Source organism: Butyrivibrio sp., assembly GCF_017940685.1.
In the GTDB taxonomy this organism is placed as follows: Bacteria; Bacillota; Clostridia; order Lachnospirales; family Lachnospiraceae; genus Butyrivibrio.
On sequence record NZ_JAGAYD010000255.1, the window covers coordinates 1 to 9405 of the forward strand.

Sequence of the window (9405 nt, forward strand, 5' to 3'; positions counted from 1 at the left end):
AATGATCAGTGATTGCTTACGAGTAGATGCTTTTTTCGCAGCAGCTATTTTCCTTCTTTTGTTTGCGACGCTGCTACCATTGATCATGATCATAATTGGAGTCCTGATGTCTCTGATTGGATTTGGCAAAATGGAATTCTACGACCTCAGGCCGGAAGTGGGCATCAAGTTGGTTTTAGGTATCATTGTAGTATCCTGGTCAGTGATATTTGCATTGACTATTTCAAATTGAAGGATGTGACGATCATAGGTATATCTCTCGGAGGGTACCTTGCACCCAGAGCCGCAGCTAAACATTTAAAGAATATTGCCGATATAAAAGATAGCAACGGAAATGCGTGTCTTTTCAATGGAATGAACATCCTTGAAAGGGCACGTTTTTTGTTATCTGGAGGCAAACATGGGTATAGCAGCGATAGCGAATGATTATTTAACAAGACCATTAAGATCTGCAGCTGGAAAAGAGAGAACTCCCGTCATAAGTGAGACTGAAAGCTTTGGACAGAAGCTACAGGCTGAAACTGAGAAAAAATGTCCATACAGCTTTCTGGCGAAGGATGGAGTCATACAGTACAAAGGAGTTACTTTTGTTTGTGATTACAAGCAAAATGCCATAACGCTCGGAAATATGTATGAAAAGGATAAGGTCCTTAAGATTGCCCTTCCTAGTGGTGGAAGCCTTCATGTCAACGTGGACAACATTGATACTCTCTCCAAGGCAGCGAGTATGTTCACTCCAGAGGATCTCAACGCTATAATGCGTGCTATCCATGAGTATAATCATTGCACCAGGAAACGCATGGAGATAGAAGAAGAGAAAGCTGAGACTGCAGAGGAAGCTGTTGCAGAGTCAGAAACTCCTGATGCTGAGAAAGAGTCAGAGGTGGACAATACTGCACTGACAGAGCAGATAAATGCGTTCAGGACAGAACTGTTCTATAAGCTTATCAATAATGAAACTGAGATCAAAATCCAGATAGGCAGCCAGGAGATGAGCATAAAGGAATGGGATAAGCTCATGGACAGCATTGATAAAGAACTTGAGACTATTCACGAAGCACTTCTGGAGAAAGAAGAAAAAGCTCGTATACTGCACATGCAATTTTCCTGGCCAATTCAGGAGGAACGGCATTCCCTATCATTCTATACTGATCCGTCATTGGTCCTATAAACTCATAATCGTCAGGGAACGACTGAAGTCTTGCGGCTTCCCTAGCCTTTTGTTTAATAAGCCTATCAAAGTCCTCCTTCCAAAGGCTTATTATTACGATTCTATTCATTAAATAATACCTAACAGCCTGCTCCCTATATGTCTTTGGGGGACGTACTTTAGATATGATTATTCCAAGTTTGACATATTTTTCATTTCCACCAGCATTAATACTTGTAATGATACTGTGCAGTTTTGATATATAGCTCCCACTTGGAACTTTTGATTCATTTTTACACTCGATAACAATTCTTGAACCTATGTTATTAAACAAACCAAAGCCAAGATAAAATCTGTTATTAACAAAACAGTCTATCTGATTTGTTTTAGTTTTTATTCCATTTCCCTTAAAGGCTTCACATAAATTGAACAGATATCCTGTAAGTCTTTCTAAAGAATCGCCTTTTGCCTTATTACCATCCACATTGAATACAACGTACCCGCCATCAGGTAGTCTTTCTATATCATATCTAAACAAGGATTCCTGGGGCGGAGATACTAAGTTTTGATGATGGGCAGATTCATCCGATTGATTATGAGGACACGGACAGTTATCAGATTACAAAGATGTTTATAGAGAATAAGGAGCAGCTTTTAAAGAGGTTGTTAAGTGATGAAGATAAAGCAGATCTTTGATGGGGATTATGGCTGCGAAGAACTGCAGCCAGGCCAGAAGCCCAAGGTATCAGTTACACTTGTGGATGATGCCGGTAATGAGAAATATGTGTCAGTGGAAGATGATTGGCTTACGGAGAATGGATTAGACGTTGGCTCGGAGTGGCCAAAGGATATATGAATGCGTTAAGCGTTGGAGGAGCCGTATGAAAAGATTTTGTGTTGCTATGGCAATGCTTATTACGGTTGCTGCTGTAGGATGTGGAAACAATAAAGTGGCAGATAGCGGAGTTGGTTCCAGCACAGTGAGTGAACCGGAAGCGGTCGAAGTTGATACTCTTGGTGTGCCTGCGGTGAAAGACGGTATTTTGAGACCGGGAGAAGACTTTGCAGAGGTTGTTTTCGAGTGGGATCCGGTTGAGGGTGCTGAAGGATACGAAGTCTCTGAGGAGAATAAGTATTATTCAGAAAAGGAATACAGAGAACCTGAAACTGTCGAGATTGCCGATAATTCTTATGTTACCGGTGCTCAGGATTATTTCGATTTCAGAATAAGAGTAAGGGCATTTAAAGGCAACGGAGCCGAGATAGTTTATGGAGAATGGAGCTCTTTTGCCACAGGAAGTGCTTATGAAAAGCAGACAGTTTCAGTGGGCGGACCCTATGGAGAGATGTCTGTAGTTGTTCCGGAAGGGTGGACTGCGGAGACTTCTGCAGTGGATGATGGGAAGCTCACTTATGGTCTATACGGGTTGATACTAAAACCAAAATCTGCAGATGCAGGGCATATAGAGCTCTTTTGCTCAGACAGTTTTGGCGTTTGCGGAACAGGACTTTCACAGGAAGAGATTACATTAGCGGGATATACAGCGCATGTTGGCACATATGATGATCATGAACATTGGGACTTCATTACTTTTGGCGATGAGCGTCCGCAGATAGTTGCCCAGAGTATAGACTGCGATTCCTGGATAGGCCATATGTGGGAAGAGGCAGATACCATTTTGGATACGCTTAAGTTTGATACCAGCAGGACTGAAGGCGGAATAGGACAGTATATTTCAGATTCTGAAGTTGAAGCTATTGGAGTCATGATGAGTGTAAGCAATGTGACGACCTCAGGGCTGACTGTTCATTTCAGGCAATACGATGATAAGAATACTGGCGAGCTGATATATGGAGAAGACTACACGCTTGAGAAACTTGAAGGTGAGAAGTGGGAAGCGGTTCCGATGATAATTGATAACGGAGTTTTCACTGATATCGGCTACAATATTCCAAAGAATGGGGAAGCTGAGATTGAAACTAACTGGGAATGGCTTTACGGAAAGCTTGAACCTGGGACATATAAGATAACCAAGACAGTTTTGGATTCAGGAGCCAGCAAGCAGCGAAGGGGATAGTTTAAATCGGTATACTGTAAGCGCGCAGTTTTTGATTGCCGGATGAGGAATAAGGAGGGAAAAGATAGAAGTCGATAACATCAACGTAGTAATTGCCAACGGAATAAACAAATAATGTGTTGTGCAGGCCTCTGACTTTTTGAAGTCAGGGGCTTGATTTTTTGAGGGATGGTATTATAATAAGCGTTGCACACAATTAAATATAACAAAATATAAAATTGAAGATAGAGCGAAAAAGACTAGCTATTAAAGAAAGTCAGGAAGGAAACAGAAATGAACATTTACGATTTTACTGTAAAAGACAATAAGGGAAATGATGTATCACTTGCAGACTATAAAGGAAAGGTTCTGCTGGTGGTAAATACTGCGACAAAGTGTGGCCTGACACCTCAGTACGAAGGCCTTGAAGCTCTTTATGAAAAGTACCATGAGCAGGGATTTGAGATTCTTGATTTTCCCTGCAATCAGTTTGCATTCCAGGCACCGGGAAGTGCCGAGAAGATAGATAACTTCTGCAGATTGAGATATGATACGAAGTTTCCCCACTTTGAGAAGATCAAGGTGAATGGAAGAGATACAGCACCTCTTTACAAGTACCTTAAGGACCAGAAGCCCGGGAGAATCCAGTGGAATTTTGCAAAGTTCCTCATAGATAAGAATGGCAATGCCGTAGAGAGATTCGCTCCTTCGCAGAAACCGGAAACTCTTCAGCAAAGTATAGAGTCTTTGCTCTGATTTAAGGAGATGGCAGATGAGTAAAGTGGAAGTTCGTTATTGTTCAAGAACTAAATTTGGAAACACGAGAAGAATTGCCGAGGCGATAGCTGAAGTGGCTGGAACTAATGCTGTAAGTATTGACGATGAACCCAAACTCACAGAGAAGGCAGATGTTCTTTTCCTGGGCGGAGCTCCATATGCAAATATCATGGCGCCTGAACTCAGGCAGTATTCAGAGAATCTTGATCCTGCCATGGTGGGACGGATAGTTCTTTTCACAACATCTAACTGGTCCAGGAGAACAGTCGTTGCACTAAAGAAGATCTTTAAAGGCAAGGGAATCACTGTATCTGATGATTATTTCTATGCACATATGCTAAATATAGATGGTAAACTTGAAGCAGCAAAGAAGTTTGGCGCGGAGAACTGTTAAGAGAAAGGGGAGTTCACAATGGAATTCAAAGACGTAGTAAAGAACCGTTATTCATGCAAAAAGTACAGTGAGCGAAAGGTAGACAGGGCAAGACTTAATGAGATCCTTGAAGCAGGGCGCTTGGCTCCTACAGCCAAGAATCTTCAGGAGCAGCATATCTATGTTGTTGAGTCAAAAGAGAATCTGGCTAAGATCGATAAGGCAACACCTTGCCGTTATGGCGCTCCTACAGTACTTGTTGTAGCTTTTGATAAGAACAATGTATTTACATATCCGGGGGGTAAAAGAGATTCCGGAATTGAGGATGCTTCTATCGTGGCAACTCACCTTATCCTTGCTGCAGCAAACGAAGGAGTGGACAGCTGCTGGCTCAATTTCTTTGATCCCGAAGCACTGGCAAAAGACCTTGGCCTTCCGGAGAATGAAGAGATTCTGATGCTCCTGGACCTTGGCTATGCTGCAGAAGGAGCCGGACCACTTGATAATCACAGTAGTAGAAAAGGGTTATCAGAAACTGTAAGCTATATCTAAGCTTATACGCCATGTTTCGGTATAAATGCCGTTGCATGGCATTTTTTATACTACAAATATAATGACAACTAATCTTACCGGTGTTATTATTCGATATATAAGAGAGATAAGCGGAGCAGATAAGAGCTCCCGGAAAGGAAAAGAAAGAGACATGACAACAATGAATCGCAATTATTGCCTTTATAGTGAAAGTTATGAATCATCACTCCAGAGCAAATCAGAGTGGATGTTTAATTTCATGCGCTCATTTAAGGATAGGCAAATGCGAGATAATGTTGTTTTGGCAAAGAGCCGGATTGTATAGAGACCGGATCGGAAGCTTATAGATAAACATGTTTACGCACCGCTTACCTTAGATGACAAGGCAAGCGGTTTTTCTTTTGCCTAAAAATATGCAGAGTTGGCTCAATTGGTACAGCAGCGGGAGCGACGCAAAGCTAGTCCCCGTAGGGGAAAAACCGCCATCCTGAAAGGGTATCTGGGTTCGAATCCCAGGCTCTGCGCTAAAGATTCGTGGTGTAATTGGCAGCACAGCAGTCTCCAAAACTGTTAGTCCGGGTTCAAGTCCTGGCGGGTCTGTTTGGCTAAAGCCAGAAAGGAGTCAAAAATGACACAGAATATTCCAGCGATCAACATGGTCGCTACGGGACAGAGAATTACAGATTTAAGAGTGGCAGCCGGTATGTCTGTTAGGGATTTACAGGATGTGTTTGGATTTGCTACTCCACAGGCAATTTACAAGTGGCAGCATGGAACAGCTATGCCGACATTAGACAATTTAGTTGTATTGGCAGCTGTTTTCGGAGTTGCCATGGATGACATTATCGTAACTGATGGGGAATGGCTTTATTCATTAATCGCATGAACTGAATATAGATTAGCGGGCACAATAATGCCTGCACATGGTCCCATAGTCTAATGGTTCAGGACACTGGCCTTTCACGCCAGAGATACCGGGTTCGAGTCCCGTTGGGATCACTATGCCTCCTTAGTCTAAAGGTCAGGACATTGGCCTCTCAAGCCAGGGATGTTCGGTTCAAGTCCGACAGGAGGTATTATGGGTGGGTATGCCTAGAAGCGAGGGCAAGAGTCTGTAAAACTCCCACATTAGAAACACCGCAGGTGCAATTCCTGCTCCACCCACTTTAATATGCCGTGGTGGCCGAGTGGTAAGGCACCTGATTGCTAATCAGCGGTTTCCTTCACTGGAAGATAGGTTCGATCCCTATTCACGGCGCTGTGTCATCCGATGACACTATACAAACAGGTCCCGTAGGACGATAATACAAACAGAACAAAGATATGGAGCTTCAAAGAGCAGCAGAAAGTTAAGAGGATTTATTGTAAATGTACTACGTTACTATCAACAAGCAATTTAATAACAAACAGTTCATGCAGTTCTGCAAAAATCAGAAGTGCTTTGTTAGTTATGCAAATTGCAAGTTGGTGGAAAGTGGTCCTGGATATATCAAGTGATGGATGATCCGGAGCATTAAGAATAGATAAGGTCTATGAGATCTGTAGCCACTTAGCTTGCAAGAGTTAAGTGGTTTTTTAATGCGAAAAAAGGAGATTAAAAAGATGGATTATCCAGTAATTGATATCGAAGGAACAGGAATCAGGATCAGGGAACTGATCAGAGAGAGTGGACATTCAGTGCCAGAGGTTTCTGAGTACCTGGGAGCAAGTACATCCCTTGTCTATAGATACCTAAGAGGAGAAGTGCTTCCAAGCATCGACAGGATTGTAGCTCTTTCAGTTTACCTGGAAGTTCCGATTGATGACATAATTGCAGTCGATTAAGACTGCACAATGCGGCATGGGGTAATGGTAGCCTACAGGATTTTGGTTCCGGTAACCTTGGTTCGATTCCAAGTGCCGTAGTTAAGACATGGTAGCCAAGCTGGAAAGGCAGCGGACTGCAACTCCGCCATCGTGGGTTCGAATCCCACCTATGTCTCTTAGGGCTTGTAGCTCAAATGGTAGAGCGAGAGAGTGAAGATCTCTGCGTAGGCGGTTCGATACCGTCCGAGCCCATTATGCTTCCTTGGCAGAGCGGATATGCACCGGCCTTTTAAGCCGAGAGATGCGGGTTCAACCCCCGTGGGGAGCACTAAGCTGTTGTAGCTCAGTTGGAAGAGCAGCAGACTCTTAATCTGAAGGTCGTGGGTTCGAGGCCTACCAGCAGCACTAATGCGGTATAGCTCAATTGGTAGAGCGCCTGACTCTGACTCAGGGTGTTGCAGGTTCGAGTCCTGCTACCGTAAATAAGGCAATAATAGCATGCCAAAACAGCGAAGCAAGTATTGATGACCATTTTGCCCAAGTGGGCAAAATGGTTGAAGCGGGAGTGGTACCTAAATTAGTCGAAGATTATGAATTATCACGTTATGCATGCTAGAAATTATGATGTGTTTAAGAGAGTGATTCGTTAGAGGATTGTCAGAGAAGAGCGGTATTAGCTAGGCGGGCATAAGTAGACTAAAGAAGGGTAATAATACAGGACGGATGTAAATGATAATAGCATGGCAACATAAATATTGCTCGATAACATTATAAATGTTATCATTAAAGAAAAATGTTATCGAGGTGATATTATGCTGAAAAATATTTTAAAAAACACTTTTGGCATAAATTGTCATTTGGAGAAAACAAAACTTAATGGTCTGCCTTTTTACATGACTAATGGGAGAAAATTCTACAGAGCTGTCATGGGTGAGGCATCATTTTTGCTGGTTGAATTGACAGAAGGAGATAGATTTGGTTCTATAGCGCTCAAGAAACAACTTGTACAATATGAGGATAAGGTGGAAACCAATGTTGCTTTTTGTTTTGAAAATCTCACAAGGATTCAAAGAGATGCATTAATTTCTAAGGAAATCCCATTCGTTTCATTACCGGATCAGATTTACCTTCCTTTTCTTGGTGTTATGTTAAGTAATAGGTTTAGGAAGAAAAAGAATGTAGCTCTTGATAAGATGATGCCTGCAACGCAATGCCTGTTCCTTTATCTGCTATATCACAATGAAAAAGATTTCTTTATCAAGAAACAGGCTGCAGAAGATCTTGGACTGACTAAGACATCCATCACCAGAGCATCAGAACAATTAAAGCAGATGAGTCTTATCAGAGAAGAATATGCAGGAAAAGAAATTCGAATGATTCCTGAATTCCGAGGGCTTGAGTTTTATGAAGCGGCTAAAGAATATCTTATAAACCCGGTACAAAAGACCATCCATACGGATATTACGCAAAAGGGATTATTCATTGCAGGAGAAACTATGCTAAGCAGGCACAGTATGCTCGCTGCTCCCGGGGAAGACACATATGCTGTTTTTAAAGGCAGTGATATTGTTAATTACTTAAAAGAGATAGATACAAGATGGCAAGAAAATATTAAAACTAGTAAAGTAGAGCTCTGGAAATATGATCCGGGACTATTTGCAAATAACGGCGAAGTAGATCCGGTATCACTTGCCATGAGCCTGTCAGACAATGCGGATGAACGTGTTGAAGGCGAATTACAAAGCTTTTTGGAGGAGTATAAATGGTAGCGGGAATTGATTCTTTTAGAGATAAATTCAGAGGATTTGAAGATTGCTACACAGTCATTGGAGGAGCAGCCTGCGATATTCTTATGTCGGAGGCTGATATTGATTTCAGGCTGACCAAAGATATTGATATGATTCTGATCTTAGAGGATAAAAAGGAAGAGTTTGCAAAAACCTTTTGGGAATATATCAAGGAAGGCAAATACAAATGCGGCTGGAAAAACAGTGATAAAATGCATTTTTACAGATTCACTGAGCCGATTGATGGATATCCTGTGATGATAGAACTGTTTTCAAGAAAGCCTGGGTACAATCTTGAAGTCGAAGAATGGATTATACCAATTCATATAGATGATGATACTTCCAGTTTATCGGCAATTTTATTGAACGATGATTTTTATGATTTTATGTTAAAAGGGCGAAGAGTTGTTGATGGTATCAGTGTTTTAGGTGCTGATTATATAATTCCTTTTAAAATGTATGCCTGGGTTGATCTGAAGCGAAGAAAATCAAAAGGGAAACATGTTAATGAACGCGACTATAAAAAGCATAAGAACGATGTGTTCAGGCTTCTTCAGATAGTTGACCCTGAAGTAAACATAGAGACCGAAGGACTTGTTCGCGAGAGTATTGAAGCGTTTCTGACAGAAGTTGTATCTGAACCTGTAAGGACAAAGCAGCTTGGATTACAGATATCTATGGAGGATGCTTTAGAAATCCTTCGTTCAAAGTACTTATAAGAACAATAAATAGATAAGTGTATTAGATTTATTTCTTTTTACGATTAGATAATCACTTATTCTTTTTGAGGCTTCATCAGTTTGTGTGGGTTGAGTAGTAGCCTCGGCTACACACCCTATCCTTGTTCTGCTTGACTGCCAACAAGCTGATTGGATGCCCTGTGTCAAGGGTTTCCGCGAAGCGGCGCTTGCGCCCTTGATACAG

The 9405-nt window shown here is 41.8% G+C and carries 12 protein-coding genes and 12 tRNA genes; 23 read left to right on the forward strand and 1 reads right to left on the reverse strand.

All coding sequences use genetic code 11. From position 1 onward, the window contains the following. On the forward strand, positions 1–232 hold a 232-nt coding region (locus J6I68_RS15285), incomplete at its 5' end, for a hypothetical protein (RefSeq protein ID WP_292221584.1). 814 nt (positions 233–1046) lie between these two features. Here J6I68_RS15285 and J6I68_RS17315 read toward each other — a convergent pair. Then, entirely contained in the window at positions 1047–1688 is a 642-nt protein-coding gene (locus J6I68_RS17315) for a DNA cytosine methyltransferase (RefSeq protein ID WP_330622536.1), read from the reverse strand. Between the two features lie 135 nt (positions 1689–1823). On the opposite strand from J6I68_RS17315, the gene J6I68_RS15300 reads away from it, so the two are divergent. The 22 genes from J6I68_RS15300 to J6I68_RS15405 all read left to right on the forward strand — a co-directional run bounded on the left by J6I68_RS15300 (position 1824) and on the right by J6I68_RS15405 (position 9200). Continuing rightward, positions 1824–2006 carry a hypothetical protein gene (locus J6I68_RS15300; protein ID WP_292221595.1) on the forward strand — a complete coding sequence of 61 codons (183 nt, stop codon included), beginning with the start codon at positions 1824–1826 and terminating at the stop codon, positions 2004–2006. Between the two features lie 25 nt (positions 2007–2031). Next, positions 2032–3228 carry an immunoglobulin-like domain-containing protein gene (locus J6I68_RS15305; protein ID WP_292221585.1) on the forward strand — a complete coding sequence of 399 codons (1197 nt, stop codon included), beginning with the start codon at positions 2032–2034 and terminating at the stop codon, positions 3226–3228. A 273-nt stretch (positions 3229–3501) separates the two neighbouring features. Continuing rightward, on the forward strand, positions 3502–3963 hold the full coding sequence (locus tag J6I68_RS15310) for a glutathione peroxidase (RefSeq protein ID WP_292221586.1): 462 nt from the start codon (positions 3502–3504) through the stop codon (positions 3961–3963). A gap of 16 nt (positions 3964–3979) precedes the next feature. Then, positions 3980–4378 carry a flavodoxin family protein gene (locus J6I68_RS15315; RefSeq protein WP_292221587.1) on the forward strand — a complete coding sequence of 133 codons (399 nt, stop codon included), beginning with the start codon at positions 3980–3982 and terminating at the stop codon, positions 4376–4378. 18 nt (positions 4379–4396) lie between these two features. Next, complete coding sequence (locus J6I68_RS15320; RefSeq protein WP_292221588.1) at positions 4397–4909, forward strand: nitroreductase family protein; 513 nt, start codon at positions 4397–4399, stop codon at positions 4907–4909. Positions 4910–5303: 394 nt separating this feature from the next. Further along, positions 5304–5412, forward strand: a tRNA-OTHER gene (locus tag J6I68_RS15325). Between the two features lie 4 nt (positions 5413–5416). Then, positions 5417–5488: transfer RNA gene (locus tag J6I68_RS15330), tRNA-Trp, on the forward strand. 28 nt (positions 5489–5516) lie between these two features. Beyond that, on the forward strand, positions 5517–5774 hold the full coding sequence (locus tag J6I68_RS15335) for a helix-turn-helix domain-containing protein (RefSeq protein WP_292221589.1): 258 nt from the start codon (positions 5517–5519) through the stop codon (positions 5772–5774). A gap of 39 nt (positions 5775–5813) precedes the next feature. Then, positions 5814–5887: transfer RNA gene (locus tag J6I68_RS15340), tRNA-Glu, on the forward strand. 4 nt (positions 5888–5891) lie between these two features. Beyond that, positions 5892–5964, forward strand: a tRNA-Glu gene (locus J6I68_RS15345). A gap of 4 nt (positions 5965–5968) precedes the next feature. Next, positions 5969–6052 (forward strand) — tRNA-Tyr (locus J6I68_RS15350). A gap of 9 nt (positions 6053–6061) precedes the next feature. Then, positions 6062–6146: transfer RNA gene (locus J6I68_RS15355), tRNA-Ser, on the forward strand. A gap of 110 nt (positions 6147–6256) precedes the next feature. Further along, positions 6257–6385 carry a hypothetical protein gene (locus tag J6I68_RS15360; RefSeq protein WP_292221590.1) on the forward strand — a complete coding sequence of 43 codons (129 nt, stop codon included), beginning with the start codon at positions 6257–6259 and terminating at the stop codon, positions 6383–6385. Positions 6386–6490: 105 nt separating this feature from the next. Then, entirely contained in the window at positions 6491–6712 is a 222-nt protein-coding gene (locus J6I68_RS15365) for a helix-turn-helix domain-containing protein (RefSeq protein WP_292221591.1), read from the forward strand. Between the two features lie 10 nt (positions 6713–6722). Next, positions 6723–6793: transfer RNA gene (locus J6I68_RS15370), tRNA-Gln, on the forward strand. A 4-nt stretch (positions 6794–6797) separates the two neighbouring features. After that, positions 6798–6869 (forward strand) — tRNA-Cys (locus J6I68_RS15375). Positions 6870–6873: 4 nt separating this feature from the next. Beyond that, positions 6874–6946 (forward strand) — tRNA-Phe (locus J6I68_RS15380). A 4-nt stretch (positions 6947–6950) separates the two neighbouring features. Continuing rightward, positions 6951–7022: transfer RNA gene (locus tag J6I68_RS15385), tRNA-Lys, on the forward strand. A 4-nt stretch (positions 7023–7026) separates the two neighbouring features. Beyond that, a tRNA-Lys gene (locus tag J6I68_RS15390) sits at positions 7027–7099 on the forward strand. Between the two features lie 4 nt (positions 7100–7103). After that, positions 7104–7176, forward strand: a tRNA-Gln gene (locus tag J6I68_RS15395). A gap of 330 nt (positions 7177–7506) precedes the next feature. Continuing rightward, entirely contained in the window at positions 7507–8463 is a 957-nt protein-coding gene (locus tag J6I68_RS15400; RefSeq protein WP_292221592.1) for a MarR family transcriptional regulator, read from the forward strand. Beyond that, positions 8457–9200, forward strand: a complete 744-nt coding sequence (locus tag J6I68_RS15405) for a hypothetical protein (protein ID WP_292221593.1) — start codon at positions 8457–8459, stop codon at positions 9198–9200. The genes J6I68_RS15400 and J6I68_RS15405 overlap by 7 nt, the downstream gene beginning before the upstream one ends. Positions 9201–9405 lie beyond the last annotated feature (205 nt).

Bases quoted from the DNA above. Each gene is read 5' to 3' on its own strand.
- J6I68_RS15300 (WP_292221595.1), top strand. From the start codon at position 1,824: ATGAAGATAAAGCAGATCTTTGATGGGGATTATGGCTGCGAAGAACTG.
- J6I68_RS15305 (WP_292221585.1), top strand. From the start codon at position 2,032: ATGAAAAGATTTTGTGTTGCTATGGCAATGCTTATTACGGTTGCTGCT.
- J6I68_RS15310 (WP_292221586.1), top strand. From the start codon at position 3,502: ATGAACATTTACGATTTTACTGTAAAAGACAATAAGGGAAATGATGTA.
- J6I68_RS15315 (WP_292221587.1), top strand. From the start codon at position 3,980: ATGAGTAAAGTGGAAGTTCGTTATTGTTCAAGAACTAAATTTGGAAAC.
- J6I68_RS15320 (WP_292221588.1), top strand. From the start codon at position 4,397: ATGGAATTCAAAGACGTAGTAAAGAACCGTTATTCATGCAAAAAGTAC.
- J6I68_RS15335 (WP_292221589.1), top strand. From the start codon at position 5,517: ATGACACAGAATATTCCAGCGATCAACATGGTCGCTACGGGACAGAGA.
- J6I68_RS15360 (WP_292221590.1), top strand. From the start codon at position 6,257: ATGTACTACGTTACTATCAACAAGCAATTTAATAACAAACAGTTCATG.
- J6I68_RS15365 (WP_292221591.1), top strand. From the start codon at position 6,491: ATGGATTATCCAGTAATTGATATCGAAGGAACAGGAATCAGGATCAGG.
- J6I68_RS15400 (WP_292221592.1), top strand. From the start codon at position 7,507: ATGCTGAAAAATATTTTAAAAAACACTTTTGGCATAAATTGTCATTTG.
- J6I68_RS15405 (WP_292221593.1), top strand. From the start codon at position 8,457: ATGGTAGCGGGAATTGATTCTTTTAGAGATAAATTCAGAGGATTTGAA.